Annotated in this window: 18 protein-coding genes and 1 other annotated feature; of the genes, 13 read left to right on the top strand and 5 right to left on the bottom strand. The window is 38.2% G+C overall.

What is annotated here, in order from left to right; genetic code table 11:
• Positions 1–126 precede the first annotated feature (126 nt).
• From EDD61_RS01045 to EDD61_RS01035, 3 genes are all read left to right on the top strand, one after another.
• Positions 127–2,217 carry a sodium-translocating pyrophosphatase gene (locus EDD61_RS01045; RefSeq protein WP_008688558.1) on the top strand — a complete coding sequence of 697 codons (2,091 nt, stop codon included), beginning with the start codon at positions 127–129 and terminating at the stop codon, positions 2,215–2,217.
• A 133-nt stretch (positions 2,218–2,350) separates the two neighbouring features.
• Positions 2,351–2,878 carry a hypothetical protein gene (locus tag EDD61_RS01040; RefSeq protein ID WP_132223353.1) on the top strand — a complete coding sequence of 176 codons (528 nt, stop codon included), beginning with the start codon at positions 2,351–2,353 and terminating at the stop codon, positions 2,876–2,878.
• 83 nt (positions 2,879–2,961) lie between these two features.
• The gene (locus tag EDD61_RS01035; protein WP_008688556.1) at positions 2,962–3,528 is read left to right on the top strand and encodes a YqaA family protein; all 567 of its coding nucleotides are present in this window, start codon (positions 2,962–2,964) and stop codon (positions 3,526–3,528) included.
• Here the strand turns inward: EDD61_RS01035 and EDD61_RS01030 are convergent.
• Both EDD61_RS01030 and mnmL read right to left on the bottom strand, forming a co-directional pair.
• On the bottom strand, positions 3,483–4,148 hold the full coding sequence (locus EDD61_RS01030; protein WP_008688555.1) for a gamma-glutamyl-gamma-aminobutyrate hydrolase family protein: 666 nt from the start codon (positions 4,146–4,148) through the stop codon (positions 3,483–3,485). The genes EDD61_RS01035 and EDD61_RS01030 overlap by 46 nt on opposite strands.
• Before the next feature lie 72 nt (positions 4,149–4,220).
• On the bottom strand, positions 4,221–5,171 hold the full coding sequence (gene mnmL / locus EDD61_RS01025) for a tRNA modification radical SAM protein MnmL/YtqA (RefSeq protein WP_132223350.1): 951 nt from the start codon (positions 5,169–5,171) through the stop codon (positions 4,221–4,223).
• A 230-nt stretch (positions 5,172–5,401) separates the two neighbouring features.
• Here mnmL and EDD61_RS01020 point away from each other — a divergent pair, with 230 nt between their 5' ends.
• The 3 genes from EDD61_RS01020 to EDD61_RS01010 all read left to right on the top strand — a co-directional run bounded on the left by EDD61_RS01020 (position 5,402) and on the right by EDD61_RS01010 (position 8,194).
• The gene (locus EDD61_RS01020; RefSeq protein WP_008688553.1) at positions 5,402–6,085 is read left to right on the top strand and encodes a M48 family metallopeptidase; all 684 of its coding nucleotides are present in this window, start codon (positions 5,402–5,404) and stop codon (positions 6,083–6,085) included.
• Between the two features lie 14 nt (positions 6,086–6,099).
• On the top strand, positions 6,100–6,933 hold the full coding sequence (locus EDD61_RS01015; RefSeq protein ID WP_132223347.1) for a DegV family protein: 834 nt from the start codon (positions 6,100–6,102) through the stop codon (positions 6,931–6,933).
• 232 nt (positions 6,934–7,165) lie between these two features.
• Positions 7,166–8,194: a zinc-binding metallopeptidase family protein gene (locus EDD61_RS01010; RefSeq protein WP_207900922.1), complete on the top strand. Its 1,029-nt coding sequence runs from the start codon at positions 7,166–7,168 to the stop codon at positions 8,192–8,194.
• Between the two features lie 143 nt (positions 8,195–8,337).
• Here EDD61_RS01010 and aroF read toward each other — a convergent pair whose 3' ends face one another.
• The gene (aroF, locus tag EDD61_RS01005; RefSeq protein ID WP_008688550.1) at positions 8,338–9,354 is read right to left on the bottom strand and encodes a 3-deoxy-7-phosphoheptulonate synthase; all 1,017 of its coding nucleotides are present in this window, start codon (positions 9,352–9,354) and stop codon (positions 8,338–8,340) included.
• Between the two features lie 18 nt (positions 9,355–9,372).
• Positions 9,373–10,638 carry a shikimate kinase gene (locus tag EDD61_RS01000; protein ID WP_132223341.1) on the bottom strand — a complete coding sequence of 422 codons (1,266 nt, stop codon included), beginning with the start codon at positions 10,636–10,638 and terminating at the stop codon, positions 9,373–9,375.
• Between the two features lie 699 nt (positions 10,639–11,337).
• On the opposite strand from EDD61_RS01000, the gene aroD reads away from it, so the two are divergent.
• From aroD to gltA, 3 genes are all read left to right on the top strand, one after another.
• Positions 11,338–12,108 (top strand): type I 3-dehydroquinate dehydratase, encoded by a 771-nt coding sequence (gene aroD, locus EDD61_RS00995; RefSeq protein ID WP_132223338.1) that lies wholly within the window; start codon positions 11,338–11,340, stop codon positions 12,106–12,108.
• 123 nt (positions 12,109–12,231) lie between these two features.
• Complete coding sequence (locus tag EDD61_RS00990; protein ID WP_132223335.1) at positions 12,232–13,074, top strand: sulfide/dihydroorotate dehydrogenase-like FAD/NAD-binding protein; 843 nt, start codon at positions 12,232–12,234, stop codon at positions 13,072–13,074.
• Between the two features lies 1 nt (position 13,075).
• The gene (gene gltA / locus EDD61_RS00985; protein WP_132223332.1) at positions 13,076–14,464 is read left to right on the top strand and encodes an NADPH-dependent glutamate synthase; all 1,389 of its coding nucleotides are present in this window, start codon (positions 13,076–13,078) and stop codon (positions 14,462–14,464) included.
• Between the two features lie 348 nt (positions 14,465–14,812).
• Here gltA and EDD61_RS00980 read toward each other — a convergent pair whose 3' ends face one another.
• On the bottom strand, positions 14,813–15,064 hold the full coding sequence (locus EDD61_RS00980; RefSeq protein ID WP_008688543.1) for a hypothetical protein: 252 nt from the start codon (positions 15,062–15,064) through the stop codon (positions 14,813–14,815).
• 210 nt (positions 15,065–15,274) lie between these two features.
• Here EDD61_RS00980 and EDD61_RS00975 point away from each other — a divergent pair, with 210 nt between their 5' ends.
• The 4 genes from EDD61_RS00975 to EDD61_RS00960 all read left to right on the top strand — a co-directional run bounded on the left by EDD61_RS00975 (position 15,275) and on the right by EDD61_RS00960 (position 20,367).
• Positions 15,275–15,514 (top strand): hypothetical protein, encoded by a 240-nt coding sequence (locus EDD61_RS00975; protein WP_020990780.1) that lies wholly within the window; start codon positions 15,275–15,277, stop codon positions 15,512–15,514.
• A 64-nt stretch (positions 15,515–15,578) separates the two neighbouring features.
• Positions 15,579–15,784 (top strand) — a binding site (T-box leader).
• A gap of 40 nt (positions 15,785–15,824) precedes the next feature.
• Positions 15,825–18,224, top strand: coding sequence for a leucine--tRNA ligase (gene leuS / locus EDD61_RS00970; RefSeq protein ID WP_132223329.1), 2,400 nt, complete (start codon positions 15,825–15,827; stop codon positions 18,222–18,224).
• A gap of 252 nt (positions 18,225–18,476) precedes the next feature.
• Positions 18,477–19,358, top strand: a complete 882-nt coding sequence (locus EDD61_RS00965; RefSeq protein WP_008688540.1) for a YitT family protein — start codon at positions 18,477–18,479, stop codon at positions 19,356–19,358.
• Positions 19,359–19,629: 271 nt separating this feature from the next.
• Positions 19,630–20,367 carry a YebC/PmpR family DNA-binding transcriptional regulator gene (locus tag EDD61_RS00960; RefSeq protein ID WP_040013756.1) on the top strand — a complete coding sequence of 246 codons (738 nt, stop codon included), beginning with the start codon at positions 19,630–19,632 and terminating at the stop codon, positions 20,365–20,367.
• Positions 20,368–20,405 lie beyond the last annotated feature (38 nt).

Raw genomic sequence — 20,405 nt, 5'->3', positions numbered from 1 at the left:
ATTACACATCACGCTGCTTGGTTTCTTTGTACTTTTTTTGATAGAATACCAAAAGAACACATTGCGATATCCATCAATCAGGTGTATAATGAAAACATGTAATCGCTTACAAGGAGGCGAATTGGAATGATTAACGACGACAACGTCTTTGCGTTTCTTGGCATTGCTATAGGGGTATCTATTGCGGCGCTGTTCTATGCGCGCTATCTTTACGGCAGTGTCAAGAAAGAGAAGATCCACATGCATCTGCTGGAAAACCTTTCCAGTTTTATTCACGAGGGGGCAATGGCTTTTTTATCGCGTGAATACAAGATCATTATTCTATTCATTATCGTAGTAGCTGTCTTATTGGCTTCTTTAGGTTTAATTCCATCTTTGCAACATGCAGATGGTGTAGGACCGGGAGCTGCTTTCTGTTTTCTTATTGGAACCCTTTGTTCTGGTGTAGCAGGTTTTTGTGGTATGTTGACGGCAACAAAAGCAAATGCCCGTGTAACACAGGCAGCACATGACAACGGTATGCCAAAGGCTTTACGTATTGCATTCAGTGGTGGTTCTGTTTTGGGGTTGTGTGTAGTTGGATTTGGTTTATTAGGTTTAAGTGTTTTATTTTGCGGTTTTTATTTCTTTACAAAAGATATGTATCTGGCAGCACACGTCATCAGTGGATACAGTTTAGGGTGTAGTTTTATCGCATTATTTGCCAGAGTCGGTGGTGGTATTTATACAAAAGCTGCCGATGTTGGTGCAGACTTAGTAGGTAAGGTAGAAAGTGGTATTCCAGAAGATGATCCACGTAATCCGGCGGTCATCGCCGATAATGTCGGAGATAATGTTGGGGATATCGCGGGTATGGGAAGTGATTTGTGTGAGTCCTATGTTGGGGCAATCGTTTCCGCAATATCCCTGGGTATCAGTTATATGGCAGTGCAGGGTGAACACATGGGAATAAGTTCCTTAATGTTTCCTATACTGATTGCGGCTTTGGGTATTTTATCTAGTATCTTTGCACAAGTCTTTGTCCGAGCCAAAGAATGGGATAACCCTGCAAAAGCTTTAAATATTGCAACTTATGTTTCTACTTTGGTAGTATTAGTAGGCTCTTTACTATTAAGCTATTTTGTATTTAATGATGTCTATCCTTTCTATTCCATTCTAAGTGGATTAGTTGTTGGTGTCTTTATTGGACGTATTGCCGAGTATTACACAAGTGATTCGTATCGTCATGTAAAAGAAATAGCTGAGCAATCATTAACCGGTCATGCGACCAATATTATTTCCGGTTTTAGTATCGGTATGCAATCGACAGCTTTAACAATTCTCTTGTTGGCTGCTGGTATTGCTGCCAGCTATCTGTTTTTTGGAATGTATGGTATAGCCTTAGGTGCAGTCGGTATGCTTTCAACTGCCGGTATTACTGTATCTGTGGATGCTTATGGACCAATAGCTGATAATGCCGGAGGTATTGCTGAAATGAGTAATATGGAAGAGCATGTGCGAGAAATCACAGATCATTTAGATTCAGTAGGGAATACCACAGCAGCAGTCGGTAAGGGATTCTGTATTGGCTCTGCGGCCTTTACCGCGTTAGCAATGATAGTCGCTTATTCCCAGCTTGCTCATCTAGATGTCATATCACTATTAGAACCAGGTGTGATCATCGCCTTACTGATTGGTGCAATGCTCCCATTTTTCTTTACTTCTTTAACAATAAAGTCGGTAGGAAAAGCGGCGAATCAGATGATTGAAGAAGTTCGCCGACAATTTAAGGCGGATCCCGGTATTATGAAAGGTACAAGTAAGCCGGATTATGCACAATGTGTTGATATTTCTACACAAGCAGCTTTAAAAGAAATGATTCTGCCTGGGTTGATTGCGGTGATTTCACCCATCGCGACTGGTATCCTTCTAGGAACAAAAGGTCTTGGAGGACTGCTGATTGGCGCATTGATGTCAGCAATCATGTTGGCGGTGTTTATGGCGAATTCCGGTGGTGCATGGGATAATGCTAAGAAATATATTGAGTCCGGTGCTTGCGGTGGTAAGGGAAGTGAGGCTCATAAAGCGGCCATCACAGGAGATACGGTCGGTGATCCCTTTAAAGATACGGCAGGACCGGCAATGGATATCTTAATCAAATTAATGTCAGTGATTTCATTGATCTTAGCTCCTGTATTATTAGAAATGACACCACTGTTGGATTTCCTTTTCCATTAGCTTGAAAAATAACAAAAAATTTCTTATAATGTCTATGTAAGAGTAGACTGTGTGACCCTACGATAGTGGGTTGAAATAGAAAAAGCTCTTGACTTTTGGGTTCAAGAGCTTTTTCATGAAGGAGGATTTCCTTATGGAACTTGTCTTATGCAAAGAGAATGGGCAAACGATCATTCAAGAAAATGGGCATGCGATTTATACGATTGAAGAAGAAAAAGAGCAGGGTCTTTTGTGTGTCTATCTAAAGAATATGTATGGCGAAGAAGTATTAGGAATGTATCAGATACAAAAATGGTATACGCGTTTTATCCGTAAACATACGGAAGATTTTACAATTTATGCAAAAGATGATAAACAAGGTGAAATGCATGGTTTTAAAGAAGGCTATGAAGTGGCATGGAAGGATGTTTTTTATCGCTTTTATGGTGGTTATCATGCCACCAAAAAAACAATCTTATGTATTGATAAAGAAATGCAGCTTGCCGAATTTACGATGGATGCAAAACCTACTGTCCGTTTACGTAATACTTCGTTAAATGCCATTTTTGCTTTGTTGTTGTGTATGTTTGATGCACATTTGGCCTTTGATAAATTTGAAGAAGAGGCATATTTGTATCGATATAAAGGACGTTATCAAGATGCTTATGAATTTGAAAAATAATCAGATGATGATCCCAATCTAAGTGCTTTTACTATAACATAATTTATCTTGACTGCAAGTATACTGAAAACGGGAGGGATTTCATGAACTTGCAGGCTTTTTTTACCCTTTGGCAGGATGTAGGACTTATTTTATATGCCATTTTAAAAGCTTTTTTACCTCTTCCATCATTAGAAGTCGTGCTGACTCCATTATGCTTAAAGCATCCGGAAAAATGGCTGTTATATTCCTTTGAAGGTGCAATTGGTACTTGCATTGGCGGTGCTATCGGATATGGCATTGCATACAGCGTCGGTCGTAAAGCACTTGCTCATATTGCCAGTGATGAAGATATCGAAAAGGGAGAAACTTTGATGCGCAAACATGGATTGCTTGCTGTGTTCATCGGAGGTATTACGCCAATCCCTGATTTCTTACTGGCTTATTTGGCTGGCTTTACCAAAATGCCTTTTCTTTCCTTTACGCTGTGTGATGGCATGGCTCGACTTTTACGCAGTATCATCGTAACTTATGGATTAAAGAGTTTGGGAACCATCATTCATGTGGATGCTTTTGGAACTTGGTTTTCTTTATTAATTCTAGTATGGATGTTGTATCGCTGGTATCAAAGCCGGCGCAAGCTACGCTCACAAACAACATCTAAGAAATAAGGAAATAGTTGATCGTTTTCCATTTTTTCCGGATGCCATTGTACACCAAGAACGGGAAGTTGTTTATGGAGAAAGGCTTCCACATATTGTTCTTTACTATAAGCTAATATATCCAATTGTTCACCACATTGTTTTACTGCTTGATGATGATAGCTATTGAAACTGGTACCATCGCTATAAAGTTGATGCAGTATGGAGTTTTTGGGGAAATATAACGGATGAGCATGTAGTGTGGCATGGGTATTTATATCAATGTTTTGGAAAAGCTTGCTGCCATAATATACAGCAAGTAATTGCATTCCTCGACATATTCCTAAAATCGGTTTTTGTTTTTGTAAAAAGGCTTGTATACAAGCAAAATCAAAATGATCCTGTGCATGGTCATAAAAGTTGCAAGAGGCATCTGGTATTTCTTGAAGATAATAGCTGCGTAAATCATAACCACCACACACGATGAGCGCATCACAACTTGTGGCAGCTACAGCTAATGAAGCATAGGAAACAATGGGGAATAGGGCACAACCATATTGCGAACAAGCATCCACATAGGTTGCATTAATGAACCATTTTGATTGGCTATCAAAAGATTCCATACGGCATGTAATGGCAATGGTTTTCATAACAAACCTCCTGTTTTACTCTATGCGTTTTTCCTATGCTTGTGCCTATCTAAAAAAAAGAAAAGCTGATTATCAGCTTTTGGAGTAAAGTCGTCCTTGCCAAGTATTACGGCGTTTCATCTCTTTATCGATGGTGTTTAAAACATTTACTTTGTGCAAGGTCCAAGCAGGCGCAATAAGTAGTTCTTTCACACCATCACCAGTCAATCGTTGGATGATCATTTCCGGAGGCAAAACTTCTAACTGGCGTATCACGATATCTACATAATCTTCTAATGATAATAACGGAAATGGTTGGTTTTCATATTCTGTTGCCATCTGCGTATCCTTCATGATATGCAGCATGTGAAGTTTGAGTGCGTGAATAGGCAATGTAGCTAATGCTTTGGCACTTTCCAGCATCATATCTGTGGTTTCATAGGGTAATGAATTAATTAAGTGCACCGCCACTTTGATATCAGTTTTTGCCAGGCGCTGCAGACAATCTAAAAACTGTGCATATGTGTGACCGCGATTGCAATGTTGAGCTGTTTGATCATAGATGCTTTGTAATCCCAACTCGATCCAAATATCTTTCTCTTTACATAAGGAATGCAGATAAGCAAGCTTATCATCTTCTAAGCAATCTGCGCGTGTGGCAATGCTTAAGGCAAGTACATCTTTTCGTTCCATAAATGGTTGAAAACAGTGTTTGAGCTCATGCAAAGGGGCATATGTATTCGTGTATGCTTGAAAATAGGCAATACTACCACCATTTGGCCATTTTCTAAGCATCATCTGCTGACGATCCATAAATTGCTTCATTAAATCATCCTGTAGATTTCCAGCATATTCACCACTGCCTAAGCTGCCACAAAAGGTGCAACCGCCCTGACCACAGGTTCCATCACGATTCGGACAGGAAAAATTGGCATTTAAAGGAACTTTAAATACTTTTTGATGATAACGATGCTTTAAATAATAATTCCATGTATGATAACGTTTATTATCATCACTATACGAGAAGGGGTTATTGTATGCCATAAAATCACCGCATTCATTTTAGCATATTCGTATAAAAAGTAAATCTTTTCTCCATCAAAAGTAAAAGCATGCTATAATACTCTTACTAATAAAAACGTAAAATATGAAATAGGAAAATAAAATATTACAAATGAAAAAAATTCCAGAAATGTAAAAGGAAAAAGTATTTATTTTTCACATTAAGTATGAGATAATAAAATGCACACGCAAGGATTGAGGTAGTAAGAATTATGGATGGAAACAAGAAAGTAATACAGTGTAAAAAATATCCGATTACCTATACATTGGTAATTAAACAAGTGAAAAATATCAATATGCGTATTAGTACGAAAGGTGAAGTCATCGTTAGCGCAAATCCATTCGTATCACTGGATAAAATTGATGATTTCGTCAGTAGTAAAGCCAGTTGGATTGCCAAACACCAGAAATCGATGGAAGAACGAAGCCATTGTACTGTGTTTGATGAGAATCAGCTGATGTTGTTTGGTAATTCTTTGAAAATAAAATATATGACGGGGAAGTATAATCATGTAAGCTATGATGATAAATATCTGTATGTGCAATATCGCACAAACAGTGATCCGCAAAAGGTCATTCATCAGTTTATTGATAAATTGTGTAAGGATGTCTTTAGTGATGTAGCAATGCTCACGTGTCGTTCGCTCAGTGACTATCATATCGCATACCCTCAAATCAAAGTGCGGGATATGAAAAGTCGTTGGGGAAGCTGTACACCGGCCAAACAGTCCATTACTTTGAATCGAAAGCTGATCCATTACCCATTAGAATTTATTGAGTATGTAATTCTTCATGAATTTGTACATTTTATTCAGCCAAATCATTCAAAAGCATTTTATCACATTATCGAAAATTATATGCCGGATTATAAAAAACGGATGGAGCTTGTCAGCTAGAAAAGGGAGTTCACATGGTAAAAATTATAACAGATACTTCTGCTTTATTTACGGTAGAAGATGGCATCCATATGGGAGTAGATGTCTTGCCTTTATGTGTCAGCATTGATGACCATCAGTATCGTGATTTATGTTTTGATACAAAATTGTTTCTTGATAAAATAAAGGAAGGGCATGTTCCCAGCAGTTCACAACCACCGATTGGTGAAGTGTTGGCTGCATATGAAGATGCGAAAGAAGAAGAAATTTTAAATATCACAATGGCTGATGGCTTGTCAGGCACCTACCAAACCGCTTGTATGGCGAAGCAGCAGGCATGCAATGCTTCCTCAATTACGGTGTTAAATTCACAAACATTATGTGGACCTCATCGTTATTTAGTGGAGAAGGCAGTGCGTCTTCGTGATTTAGGAAAGAATGTAAAAGAAATCGTGCAGGAACTGGAACACAGTATTGCCAGTGAACACTCCTTTTTGATTCCACAAAATTTTGATTTCTTACGTCGTGGTGGACGTTTAAAACCTGCGGCTGCAACGATTGGCGGTCTTTTGAAACTTAAACCGATCATGGAGAAAGTAGAAGGCGGTACACGGCTAGATAAGTTTGATATTGCTAGAACTTTAAGTAAGGCAGTGCAGCATATTGTAGACTTCATGAAAGAAGATGGCGTAAATGAATATTATAAAATCTTTGTCTCTCATGCAGATGCCTTAGAAGATGCAAGAAAGATCAAAGAAAAACTAGTATCTATCTTCAGCGAATGTGAAATAGAATTATTGGATTTGTCACCGGCTTTCATTACACAGGGAGGGCCACAGTGCATTGCCATTCAATATATTGCAAAATAGAAGGTATGTAGGAGTATCTTCTTTTTTGCATATAAAAAAACAGCTGTTTCTAACCAAACGCTGAACAGCATTTTTATGCATATCGTTTATGCTTATGTTTGCTTTTAGAATGCCAGGTCCTTCGTATATTTCTAGCAATTACGTTACACTCTATAGTATAGAATACTGATGTTATCAATAATGAGACATGATATCTTGTGATGTTTGATAATTGGAAAGGATGGATGAAATGATGAATAAAACATTTATGAAAGAATTACTTACATGTATCTCTGTAAGTGGGAAAGAAAAAGCGATCCAACAAATTATTTATGAATATATGAAGGATGTATGTGAAGATAGTCGGATGGATGCCAGTAAGACCCTAATTAGTGTTTTGAACGCAAAAGCAAAACAAAAAGTATTGTTATGTGCACACGTAGATGAAATCGGTTTTTATGTGAATCGTATCTACCCTGATGGAACATTAGGGGTCATAAAGGCCGGAGGGGCACATCCTATCTTATACTTGGGTACACATGTACAAATTGTTGGTAAAGAGCTGATTCATGGAGTTGTAATATGTAATAAAATGTTAGAAACAAAGGGAACAATCGTCAGTGATGATTTGCGAATAGATATCGGATGTGATACGAAGGAAGAAAGTGAAAAAGTAGTGTCGCTTGGCGATGTTATCTGTGCTGCAGTGGATATGCAAGAACTGCAAAAGAATCGCTTTGCCGCAAGAGCAATTGATGATCGAGGTGGAGCTTTTATCATTTTAGAGGCAGTGCGAAAAGCAAAGAAAATGGGAGCTTCTGTTGGTATGTATGCAGCAACTACTACAGGCGAGGAAACAACACGGCGTGGAGCGTTCCATGCGGTTAAAGCAGTGAAACCCGATTGCGCTATCATCGTTGATGTAACCTTTGCCAGTGATTATCAAGGTGTTCAGAATAATGAAGGCGGCGATATTTTTTTAGGGAAAGGTGCTATTTTATGCCATAGCAGTATTGTGAATGAAGCAATGAATAAACGTATGGAGACTTTGGCTAAACAGCATGGTATTGCATATCAATGGGAGGTTACGCCAGGGTTTACATCAACAGATGGAGATACGATTCATATGAGCAATGAAGGCGTACCTATCTGTTTGGTATCATTGCCTTTACGCTATATGCATTCTTCTATTGAAACGGCGGATTGGAAAGATGTAGAAAGTTGTATTGATTTAATTGCTGCCTTTCTTTGCTCATTAGATTCAGCTTTTTCTTATCTTTAACTACATAGAACAAATAGGAATGTTAAAAGCATCATACTAGTACGAAAGTTATGGTAAACGAAAAAGAAGCCAACTCATTTGCAATCTTATGCAATATATGAGCTGACTTTTTTTGATTTGCTTACGATCGTAAAATGTATGAGTTACATATCACGACCAATGACAGTGGCAATGGCTTTGCCTTTATCAATCACTTCTTTAAAACGTTCTGGCTTTAAGGATTGCGCTCCATCGCTCCATGCATTTTCTGGATCATTATGAACTTCGATAATCAATCCATCTGCTCCAGCGGCAATGGCTGCTAAAGAAGCAGATTCTACTAATTTCCAATCACCGGTTGCATGACTTGGGTCAATAATGATCGGCAGATGCGTTTTTTCTTTAAGAATTGGAATTACCGATAAATCTAAGGTGTTTCTTGTATACGTTTCAAAGGTGCGAATCCCGCGTTCACAGAAGATGACATTTTCATTTCCTTCTGACATGATATACTCTGCTGCCATGATCCATTCTTCAATGGTATTTGCTAATCCACGTTTTAATAGTACTGGTTTCTTCACACGTCCCACAGCTTTCAATAAATCGAAATTCTGCATGTTGCGAGCACCAATTTGAATCAAATCAACATTTTCGACAAATTCATCTAGCTTATCCACACTCATTAACTCACTGACGATAGGTAAGCCATATGTTTCTCTTGCGTGCATCATACATTGAATGCCTTTTGTCCCCATGCCTTGAAAAGCGTATGGAGAGGTACGCGGTTTATAAGCACCTCCACGCAGCATACAGCCACCGGCTTCTTTCACACTTTTGGCAATATCCATAATTTGTTTATCACCCTCTACTGAGCAAGGTCCACCAATCACAACGATTTTTTCCTTACCGCCAACCTTGATACCAGCTACATCGACTATAGTATCTGCTGGATGAAATAAGCGATTAGCTTTTTTGTATGGAGCGGCAATACGAGTAACATTTTCTACAAAAGGGTGAGCTTTTACTAATTTTTCATCAACTCGTGAGGTATCTCCAACTAGACCAAAGACATTATAATTATCACCATGAATCATCGTGACAGATAAGCCTTTTTGTTCAAAGTTGTGAATCAGTTTATTGACCTCGTCTTTAGGCGCATTTTTCTTTAATGTAATAATCATAAATTTTTCCTCTTTCTATTAATCTTTTACAGCATTGATTAGAACGCTGTGATAAGCTGTTTCAATTTCGCTAACTGTTTCTTCTATATCGGTGTTATTCACCGCAATATAAGCTGCATACTTTCGATAGAGCGCTATACGCTCTGTATACATTTTATGCAAAGCTTCCTTACTGCTTGACAATGGACGATTGGGGTCAGCACTAATTAACTTATCGACATCGCGATCAATGAAAATAGTGATGCCATTTTGTCTTAAGTAATCCATATTCACTTTATGCTTAACAGTGCCACCGCCTGTCGCGATAATCTTATTGTTTGTTTTCGCAAGCTCAATAGCAACTTCTGTTTCTATAGCGCGAAATCCAGCTTCTCCACTTTCTGTGAAAATTTCAGGAATGCTTTTACCAGCTTTTTCAATAATCTTATCATCTAAATCAATGAACTCTTTCTGCATCCGTTTTGCTAGCATTTTACCGATTGTCGTTTTTCCTGAACTTGGCATGCCAATCAAAACGATGTTGCAGCGTTTCATTAACATATCTTGATAGATTTCATCTATGATGGCATCATCGATGGTTTTGTTCAGAAAATACTCAACGCTTTGTTTTGCTTGTGCAATGAGCATTTCTAAGCCGTTGACATGTTTGATACCTTCATTTTGGGCTTCTAAACAGAAACGTGTTAGAATTGGATTATAAATCACATCCATAACTGCTTCACATTTGTGAAACAATGTAATGTCAATAGGAGTATTGCCAATATGAGGATACATGCCGACAGGGGAGGTGTTAATGATAATTTCAGCATCTAGATGATGCAAAAAGCATTCATCATATGTGATGGCACCATTTCCTGCAACCACATCAACAATGATCATTTGTTTTGCTTGTTCATGCTGCACAACAGCCTGTATTGCTGCGGATGCTCCACCGTTGCCGATGATCAGTACCTTCTTGCCTTTCATTTGCACATCATGCTTTTTTACCATGTAATGAAAACCGGTGAAATCTGTATTATAGCCAATCAATTTGCCTTCTTTATTCACAATGGTATTTACAGCACCAATAGCTTTTGCATGCTCATCAATTTCATCTAAATAGGGGATGACTTCTTTTTTATAAGGGATCGTGACATTGATTGCGGTAAAATCACGTTTTTCCATAAATGCGTGAAATGCTTCTTTGGAAAGGGGAATCAGATCATACGTATAATCAGCAATGCGCTCATGAATTTCTTTCGAGAAGCTATGCCCGAGTTTTTCTCCGATAAGTCCATATCTCATAATTTTCTACCTCTTCTTTCTCATGATTATGAATAGAAGTACATCATGCTTTGCAACAAAAAAAGCATCAACGTCTGATAACTGTTCGATGCTTTATTAAAGCCCTGAAAAGGAACCATTCAATTTATCATGGTTTTTTCAGGGCTATCTAAAGTAAAAGTAAAATGTTTCGTAGGTTGTTGTATGCATGAGTATCACTCCTATTGCTTATAGAATACAATGTTTCTGCAAAAAATGCAATAATTATTTTCATGAATTTGCATGATGTATGAAAAATAATGAAAAAAGATTAATGGCTGTGTGCATGCGATTGGCCTGTTGTTGTGAGATGCGCAATGTTATATAAAAGGAGTGATCCTACCGTTGGTACGCCAATAAGAAACGATGTAGTCTTAGGATCATAGATACAATTACCGACATTGTTAGGATTATATCATTTTTCTTTAACTACACGATCATATCGCTTACAGGCATGAAGGAGATGGTATCTATCTTCATGATGAATGTTCAATAACGGTTATTGGGTAAATTGCCATAATGTGTGTAGGTGTTGTTTCATTGTTAAATAACCTAAAGAATAGCAAAATAAAGAAATTCTTGGTATAATAAAAAGCATTCAAAGCATAAAGGACTAAAAAGTATTCCATTCATGAGATGATAATCTAGAGGCATTTAAAGCATATGCAATAGGAGGAAAAAATGAAAACGGTAAAGGTCAGAAAGACAGTAATCGGAGAAGGACGGCCAAAGATTTGTGTTCCGATTCTTGGTAAAAATAAAGAAGAACTGTTATCAGAAGTAGATGAATTGAAACAATTAGATGTTGATGTAGTAGAATGGCGTATGGATTGGTTTGATGATATTATGGATCATTCAAAGGCATGTGCTATGCTGCATACATTGCGTGAAGCATTAGGCGATATGGTGATATTAGCGACCTTTCGTACAAAACAGGAAGGTGGCGAAAAAGCGATACAGAAAGAAGATTATGTAGCATTGTATCATGATATTATCATGAGTAAGGATGCGGATCTGATTGATGTAGAATTGTTTTTTGGGGAAGAAGAAGTTAAAACCATTGTTAAAGATGCTCATAACCATCAAGTGGCAATCGTGATGAGTAATCATGATTTCGTGAAAACACCAAGCTGTGACGAGATTGTTGCACGGCTAAAAACAATGCAGGAACGCGATGCGGATATTTCGAAAATGGCCGTTATGCCACAGAGTAAAGTGGATGTTATAACACTGTTATCTGCAACAAATATCATGTATGAACAATTTGCGGATCGTCCAATTATCACCATGTCGATGGCGAAGGATGGTATCGTCTCACGCATATGTGGAGAGGTCTTTGGTTCTGCAATGACCTTTGGCGCCGCAACAAAAGCCAGTGCACCAGGACAAGTTGCCGCAAAGGATTTAAAGAATATGGTTGAAATGCTGCATAAGAGTTTAAAGGAAGAGTAAAGCCACTTTTCCTTTCTTTTTCTATGATTTTACTGTTGCACATTAAAACGAAAAAGGGTAAAATAAAAGGTGTGTTGGAACTTTTTTCAGAAATAAATGAAAAAGTTTCAGGAAGGAGAAGCTATGTATAAGATCGTAGAGAAAGAGAACCTGAACCCAACCGTAACCAAAATGGTGGTTGCAGCTCCAGCTGTTGCTAAAAAAGCGTTGGCTGGTCAATTTATCATTTTGCGTGTGCATGAAAATGGGGAACGTATTCCTTTGACTATTGCGGATTATGACCGTGTAAAGGGAACAATTACAATTATTTTTCAGATTGTTGGAAAAACAACTATGCTGTTGAATGAATTGAATGAAGGAGATAGCATTTTAGATTTTGTTGGTCCATTAGGAAAACCATCTCATGTGGATGGCTTAAAAAAAGTTTGTGTCATTGGTGGAGGCGTTGGCTGTGCAATCGCGTATCCAACAGCGAAGGCTTTACATGAAAACGGAGCTGATGTGACGGTAATTACCGGATTTAGAAATAAAGATCTTGTCATTCTGGAGGATGAATTCAAACAGGTGAGCAATCATGCTTATTTGGTAAGTGATGATGGCAGTACCGGTACAAAAGGTCTGGTTACCAATGTATTGCAAGATTTGATCAATCAGGGAGAAACCTTTGATGAAGTCATTGCAATTGGACCACTGATTATGATGAAATTTGTTTGCGAATTAACAAAGAAATATAACATCAAAACGATTGTCAGCATGAATCCGATCATGATCGATGGTACAGGCATGTGTGGTGGTTGCCGTCTGAGTGTAGGTGGTAAAACCAAATTTGCTTGTGTAGATGGTCCGGATTTTGATGGTCATGAAGTTGATTTCGATGAGGCGATGTCACGTGGTGCTACCTATCGTGAATTTGAGGCTAGAGAACGTGAAGAAGCCTGCAATCTATTGAGGAAGGGGGTTGCATAATATGGCAAATATGGCAATGACAAAAGTACCTATGCCTACACAGGATGGGAATGTCAGAAGAAATAATTTTGATGAAGTAGCCCTTGGTTATACGAAAGAAATGGCGATGGAGGAAGCACAACGCTGCCTGCATTGTCCTACGAAACCATGTATTAGCGGATGTCCGGTAGCTGTCAATATTCCTGATTTCATTGAAGAAGTAAAAAATGGAGAATTTGAAAAAGCGTATCAGATCATCCGCCAGACAAGTTCTTTACCTGCTGTCTGCGGACGTGTTTGTCCACAGGAAACACAGTGTGAAAGCAAGTGTGTTCGTGGTGTAAAGGGTGAAGCAGTAGCAATTGGACGTTTAGAGCGTTTTGTAGCTGATTGGCATCGCGAACATGTAAAGGATGAGGCGGTAAAACCTACCAGCAATGGACATAAGGTTGCTGTTGTTGGTGCTGGCCCTGCAGGCTTGACTTGTGCCGGAGATTTGGCAAAATTGGGTTATCAAGTATCCGTTTTTGAGGCATTGCATGTAGCCGGCGGTGTGTTAATGTATGGTATTCCTGAATTCCGTCTGCCAAAAGCAATCGTACAAAATGAAATTGATGGTTTAAAGCAGATGGGCGTAGATATTGAAACAAACATGGTCATTGGGCGCAGTGAATCGGTGGATGATTTGTTTGAAGCCGGTTATGAGTCGGTATTTATTGGCAGCGGTGCTGGTTTGCCTAACTTTATGAATATGCCAGGTGAAAATCTGAAAGGTGTATATTCAGCAAATGAGTTCTTAACTCGCTGCAATCTAATGAAAGCTTATAAAGAAGGTGTTGATACACCAATTCAGCATCCAAAACGTGCAGTTATCGTCGGCGGCGGTAATGTGGCAATGGATGCAGCTCGTTGCGCAAAACGTCTGGGAGTTGAAGAAGTTACCATCGTATATCGTCGTAGCATGGAAGAACTTCCTGCCCGTAAAGAAGAAGTTGAACATGCACAAGAAGAAGGAATCATCTTTAGATTGTTAACTAATCCTGTACGTGTACTTGGTGATGAAAACGGCTGGGTCAAAGGTATGGAATGTGTATCTATGGAATTAGGTGAACCAGATGAAAGCGGTCGTAGACGCCCTGTAGAAATAAAGGATAGTAATTTTGTTTTGGATGTGGATTGTATGATCATGGCTATCGGAACTTCACCAAATCCTTTAATTCGTTCCACTACGGAAGGATTGGAAACAAATCGCAAAGGCTGTTTAATTGCCGATGATAATGGTGCTACTACAAGAGAAGGTGTCTTTGCGGGAGGAGATGCTGTTACAGGTGCTGCTACGGTTATTTTGGCCATGGGTGCTGGGAAAACAGCAGCAAAAGCGATGGATGCCTATATTCAAAATAAGAAATGATAAAAAAGCAGTGACAACACTGCTTTTTTATAAGATAAGATGATTTTTACAATTATAAAACGGACATTGCATAAGAAAGTGTATAGCCCAAAAGTTTTTGGAAGGGTTTACAAAAGCTTTGAAAAATGTTATTATAATCTCAGGAAATAAGTACCTTATTTCTAATATCATAATATTGGCTCTATTATGATAGAAATGGAAATGGTTTTCTTGCATTCCTTCCTTTCATTGTAAGAGATACCTTCCATATTCATATCGATTTCCTTTCGATAACCTATTTAAGAAGGACGTGGTGATGCGCGTCCTTTTTAAAAGCTATGTAAGGGAACAAGAACGTTCCCTGTAATACTACCAGCGATTGCAGTTATTCCAATTGTTGTTGCAGCCACATCCAAAATCGCCTTCGATACTACGCATGCAGTTAACAAACTGACGAGCACAACGGTTTTCTCTTGCTCTGCGGCATGCTGCATGATGAGCAATACGTTCTACTTCACGGAACAATGCATCATCATAGTTGTTGTTACAAGAGCAACAGTTACAACCTTTGTTGAAGAAGTTACCATCGTTAAAGCCTCTGTTGAAGTTACCATTACACATAAACAATTCCTCCTTTATGAGATACGTTTTTTCTTAACGTATCTTCATCAATAAGGTATGAATAGCATTGCTTGCCCATTTAGGCAATCGCTCGTACTTTTTTAAAAATGAGAAGAACGCCCGTATGAAAGATAAGGCAATCCATAATATATACCGATATAAAAATTGCTTGTTGCGCTAAGTTTATGGTATGCTGATGGTGGTGATCCTATGAGACATAAAGAACAATGGAATTTAATAGCGGCCGCATGTATATTGGTCTTGTTTGTTGTGACGATTTTCATACCGTCATTTGAGCCGTTAGCTAAGACAATCGCACTTTTGCTATATGCATTGGTTAGTATAGTATCCTTACAAAAGCAAAAGAAAGAGGGAGAGGATATTCAAAAAGCAGCTATGTTTTCCCTTGCGGTTTTTCTCATTTTAGGCTATTTACTCTTTTTTGTATGATGTGAGATGAAAAAAGTCAGTGAAACATTGACAAAAACATGAAGAATTGAGTATACTAATACTCGTAAAGGCGATGAATTAAAGTAGTACCTTGGAAAATAATGCAGAGAGTCAGCTGGTTGGTGAAAAGCTGAAGTATGGAACAGGGGAACTCGTTAAGGAGCCGATAAGCACACTTATCCGTTTTACTTCGCGTTAAGAAGAAATGAAGGGCTTTTTTCCTTAAGAAAAAAGAACTAAGGTGGTACCGCGTTGAACAACGTCCTTAGAATGTTTAAGGATGTTTTTTTATTACAAAAGGAGAATGATTATGAACTATCAACACCAGAAAGTAGAGAAAAAATGGCAAACGTACTGGAAAGAGAATAAAACTTTTGCCTGTGACACACATGATTTCAGTAAGCCTAAATTTTATGTATTGGATATGTTTCCATATCCAAGTGGAAATGGTTTGCATGTTGGCCATCCAGAAGGCTATACCGCTACCGATATTTTGGCACGAATGAAACGCATGCAAGGTTACAACGTATTACATCCAATGGGATGGGATGCTTTTGGCTTGCCAGCAGAGCAATTTGCTATTCAGACAGGAAATCATCCTGCTGAATTCACAAAGAAAAACGTTGATCATTTCCGTGAACAGATTCAGTCTTTAGGCTTCTCCTATGATTGGGATCGCGAGATTTCAACGGCAGATCCCGATTATTATAAATGGACCCAATGGATTTTCTTGCAGCTTTATAAGAAAGGGTTAGCATATGTTGATGAGATTCCTGTAAACTGGTGTCCTGAATTGGGGACGGTTTTAGCTAATGAAGAAGTCATTGACGGAAAGAGTGAGCGAGGTGGCTACCCAGTCATTCGTAAGCCGATGCGTCAGTGGGTCTTAAAAATCACAGAATATGCAGAGCGTCTGTTAGAAGATCTGGAGTTATGCGATTGGCCACAATCCACCAAAGAAATGCAGATCAATTGGATTGGTAAATCACAAGGCGCTAATGTTATCTTTAAGATAAAGAATACAGATAAAGAATTTACGGTATTTACGACACGCTGCGATACTTTATTTGGCGCTACTTATTGTGTTATGGCTCCTGAACATCCATATGTAGATGAAATTACGACAGCTGCTCAAAAAGAGCAAATAGCTGCTTATAAGAAGACTTGTGCATCAAAGTCTGATTTAGAACGTACGGAATTAAACAAAGAGAAAACAGGTGTTTTTACTGGCGCTTATGCGATCAACCCAGTAAATGGAAAAGAAGTTCCTATTTGGATTAGTGATTATGTATTAGCAAGTTATGGAACTGGAGCAATCATGGCTGTTCCTGCACACGATACCCGTGATTATGAATTTGCTAAGAAATTTAATATCGAAATCATTCCTGTTTTAGAAGGCGGAGATATCAGCAAAGAAGCCTTCACGGAAGATGGTGTTCACGTGAATTCCGCGTTCTTAAATGGTATGGGGAAACAGGAAGCCATTGATACTATGATCAAATGGTTAGAAGAACATCATTGTGGTTGTGCAAAGACAACATATAAATTACGTGATTGGCTGTTTTCTCGTCAGCGTTACTGGGGAGAGCCAATTCCTATTATCCATATGGAAGATGGTACGACACGCACGGTTGATATTGATGAACTGCCACTTGAATTACCAGAAACTAAGATTTTCAAACCAAATGCAAATGGCGAATCACCATTAGCACATTGCGAAGATTGGTTGAATGTCGAAATCGATGGTGTTAAAGGAAAACGCGAAACCAATACGATGCCACAATGGGCTGGCAGCTGTTGGTATTATCTACGTTATATTGATCCTAAAAATCATGAAGCAATTGCAGATGAAAAACTATTAGAACATTGGTTGCCAGTAGATTTATATGTCGGTGGTGCTGAACATGCGGTATTACACTTATTATATGCACGCTTCTGGCACAAAGTATTGTATGACTGCGGTGTTGTAAAAACCAAAGAACCTTTCCAAAAATTATTCCATCAGGGAATGATCTTAGGAGAAAATAACGAAAAAATGTCAAAATCGCGTGGAAATGTTGTAAATCCAGATGATATCGTTGAAAGCCATGGTGCTGATGCGCTGCGTGTATATGAAATGTTTATGGGGCCACTTGAAGCTGCTTTGCCTTGGAGTACGACCGGATTGGATGGTTCTCGTAAATGGTTGGAACGTGTTTGGCGCTTATATACCGAACAAAATAAATTAGCAAAAGAGAATGATGGAAAATTAGATAAGGTCTATCATGCAACTGTAAAAAAGGTAACACATGACGTCGAAACCTTGAACTTAAATACAGCGATTTCACAAATGATGATTTTTATCAATGAATGCTATAAAGCAGATACTATTTATGAAGAATATGCAAAAGGTTTCTTAAAAATGTTTGCATGTTTTGCTCCACATATGGGGGAAGAAATCTGGCAGGATGTCTTCCATGGAGAACAAACTATTGCATATGAACCTTGGCCGACATATGACGAAAGTAAATTGATTGAAAGTGAAGTTGAAATCATCGTTCAGGTGAATGGTAAATTGCGTGGTAAATTTAAGATTGCAGCGGATGCGAATGAGGATGCTATTAAAGAAGAGGCATTACAGTTAACGAGTGTGAAAGCACAATTAGAAGGTAAAACCATTCGTAAGATCATTGTTGTAAAAGGTAAAGTTGTGAATATCGTTGCAAATTAATTTCATGAGAAACCATATGGGTCATCCGATGGTTTCTTTTTTTGCATGTAAACGATTCATTATATAAATAGCTTATGCTATCCTTATCGAAGAAGAGGTTCACATATCGCTTGCTTTTAGTCTTTCCATGGGGATGTCTTAGAAAATGACAAGTCGACTTGTCACATAGAAACAAGCATCTTAAGCTTTTTTGTAAGCGTTAAATCTGTTACAATAAAGATAATAAATAAGCTTTAAAGAGCAGGTGATAGGATGAATAAAAAAATTGCTATACTGAAACGCAAAAAAGCGATACGTAATCTGATTACATTGTTGGCAGTCATCACGTCTGCTTTGCTGCAGACCTTTGTTATTCAATCTATGATTCGTCCTGCTAATATGTTATCTAGTGGATTTACCGGCGTTGCAATCTTAATTGACAAAATTGCAGCATTATATGGTGGTTCTATATCTACCTCAATCGCTATTATCATGTTAAATGTACCAGTTGCCCTTTTATGTTATAAAAGTATTTCGGCAAGATTCACATTCTTCTCTTGTATTCAATTTGCCTGTACAAGTCTCTTTCTACAAGTGATGAATTTTCAGCCAATGTTTCATGATATCGTATTAAATGTTATTTTTGGTGGGTTCCTTTATGGAATCGGTACTACTCTGGCATTAAAAGGCAATGCTTCCACCGGTGGAACTGATTTTATAGCCTTGTTTGTGTCGAATCGTTTAGGCAAATCCATATGGTCCTATGTGTTCCTCTTTAATGCGGCTATCTTATGTATCTTTGGTTCTATGTTTGGTTGGATTTATGCCGGATATTCAATTATATTTCAATTTATCTCAACAAAGACAATTGATGCTTTCCACCACCGTTATGAACGTGTTACCTTGGAAATTCTCACAAGTGATGCAGAAAGTGTTGTAGATACGTATGTAGATCATTTTCGCCATGGCATTACCTGTGTACAAGGATATGGGGGCTTTTCACACAAAAAGATTTATATCCTACATACTGTTGTCTCTACGTACGAAGTTGCTGATATCATTGAATTACTTAAACAAACTGATGAACGAATTATAGTTAATGTTATGCGTACAGAACAATTTTTTGGTAATTTTTATCAAAAGCCTTTTGAATGATGAATCATCGTACGCTAATTGATTTACGTAACATCAACATGGTTCTAGGAAGACTTTTATTTGGCACTTGTTGAACTGTAATAACACTAATTTTCGGGTTTAGCTAATCGCTATGAATCGTATTACACGAAATGGTTTTGATGGAAAATGCTTACAAGCAAGCAAAGCGTGATACGCAACAAAGGCTTGTTTCATGCGTCGATCAGGATTTTCTTGCGTTAAAAAGCATATGTATGCTATACTATATGAGGAAATTTGGAAGGTGATAAAAATGGGTAGACATTTTGAAGTGCGCGCCGCTTCCATGGCTAAGACGGCTGCAGCAAAAGCAAAGAAATATTCTCGTTATGGTAAAGAAATTTTAGTAGCAGCAAAATCAGGTGTGCCTGATCCGGAAATGAATGCTGCATTAAAAAAAGTAATTGAACGTGCAAAAGCAAATCAGGTTCCTGCTGATGTTATTAAGCGTGCCATTGACAAAGCAAAAGGTGGTACCAATGAAAACTATGCACCTGCTACATATGAAGGATTCGGCTCTGGTGGAGCTGCAACCATCATTATTGACTGCTTAACAGATAATGCAAATCGTACGATTGCCGATTTACGTGCATGCTTTAATAAATCACATGCGAAATTAGGTGTGAGTGGCTGTGTATCTTTCAATTATGAGCATGTTGGATTGATTTCCATTGCTTATGAAGATGAAGAGGCAATGATGGATGCTTTGATCATGGCGGAAGTTGATTTAAAAGATATTGAAGTAGAAGATGGGCAAATGACAATTACGGTAGAGCCTACAGACTTAAATAAAGCTCAGGATGCAATTGCCGAACTGATTCCTGATGTAAACTTTGATATCATGGAAGATACGATGTTGCCTAATGAGTATGTTGAACTGGAAGGTGAAGATTTGAAACTGTTCCAGCGATTGGTAACGTTACTGGATGATGTTGATGATGTACAGCAGGTATATCACAATGTTCGTAACATTAATGATCCTGTTGAATAAGAAATAGCGATAAGCGATACTTTATGGTATGACCAACC

Source organism: Longicatena caecimuris, from assembly GCF_004341945.1.
GTDB lineage: Bacteria > Bacillota_I > Bacilli_A > Erysipelotrichales > Erysipelotrichaceae > Longicatena > Longicatena caecimuris.
Note: the sequence above shows the minus strand (reverse complement) of the source record. Positions and strands in the feature narration are given on the sequence as shown.

Coding starts and splice junctions, on each gene's coding strand:
- EDD61_RS01045 (WP_008688558.1), top strand. CDS start 127: ATGATTAACGACGACAACGTCTTTGCGTTTCTTGGCATTGCTATAGGG.
- EDD61_RS01040 (WP_132223353.1), top strand. CDS start 2,351: ATGGAACTTGTCTTATGCAAAGAGAATGGGCAAACGATCATTCAAGAA.
- EDD61_RS01035 (WP_008688556.1), top strand. CDS start 2,962: ATGAACTTGCAGGCTTTTTTTACCCTTTGGCAGGATGTAGGACTTATT.
- EDD61_RS01030 (WP_008688555.1), bottom strand. CDS start 4,148: ATGAAAACCATTGCCATTACATGCCGTATGGAATCTTTTGATAGCCAA.
- mnmL (WP_132223350.1), bottom strand. CDS start 5,171: ATGGCATACAATAACCCCTTCTCGTATAGTGATGATAATAAACGTTAT.
- EDD61_RS01020 (WP_008688553.1), top strand. CDS start 5,402: ATGGATGGAAACAAGAAAGTAATACAGTGTAAAAAATATCCGATTACC.
- EDD61_RS01015 (WP_132223347.1), top strand. CDS start 6,100: ATGGTAAAAATTATAACAGATACTTCTGCTTTATTTACGGTAGAAGAT.
- EDD61_RS01010 (WP_207900922.1), top strand. CDS start 7,166: ATGAATAAAACATTTATGAAAGAATTACTTACATGTATCTCTGTAAGT.
- aroF (WP_008688550.1), bottom strand. CDS start 9,354: ATGATTATTACATTAAAGAAAAATGCGCCTAAAGACGAGGTCAATAAA.
- EDD61_RS01000 (WP_132223341.1), bottom strand. CDS start 10,638: ATGAGATATGGACTTATCGGAGAAAAACTCGGGCATAGCTTCTCGAAA.
- aroD (WP_132223338.1), top strand. CDS start 11,338: ATGAAAACGGTAAAGGTCAGAAAGACAGTAATCGGAGAAGGACGGCCA.
- EDD61_RS00990 (WP_132223335.1), top strand. CDS start 12,232: ATGTATAAGATCGTAGAGAAAGAGAACCTGAACCCAACCGTAACCAAA.
- gltA (WP_132223332.1), top strand. CDS start 13,076: ATGGCAAATATGGCAATGACAAAAGTACCTATGCCTACACAGGATGGG.
- EDD61_RS00980 (WP_008688543.1), bottom strand. CDS start 15,064: ATGTGTAATGGTAACTTCAACAGAGGCTTTAACGATGGTAACTTCTTC.
- EDD61_RS00975 (WP_020990780.1), top strand. CDS start 15,275: ATGAGACATAAAGAACAATGGAATTTAATAGCGGCCGCATGTATATTG.
- leuS (WP_132223329.1), top strand. CDS start 15,825: ATGAACTATCAACACCAGAAAGTAGAGAAAAAATGGCAAACGTACTGG.
- EDD61_RS00965 (WP_008688540.1), top strand. CDS start 18,477: ATGAATAAAAAAATTGCTATACTGAAACGCAAAAAAGCGATACGTAAT.
- EDD61_RS00960 (WP_040013756.1), top strand. CDS start 19,630: ATGGGTAGACATTTTGAAGTGCGCGCCGCTTCCATGGCTAAGACGGCT.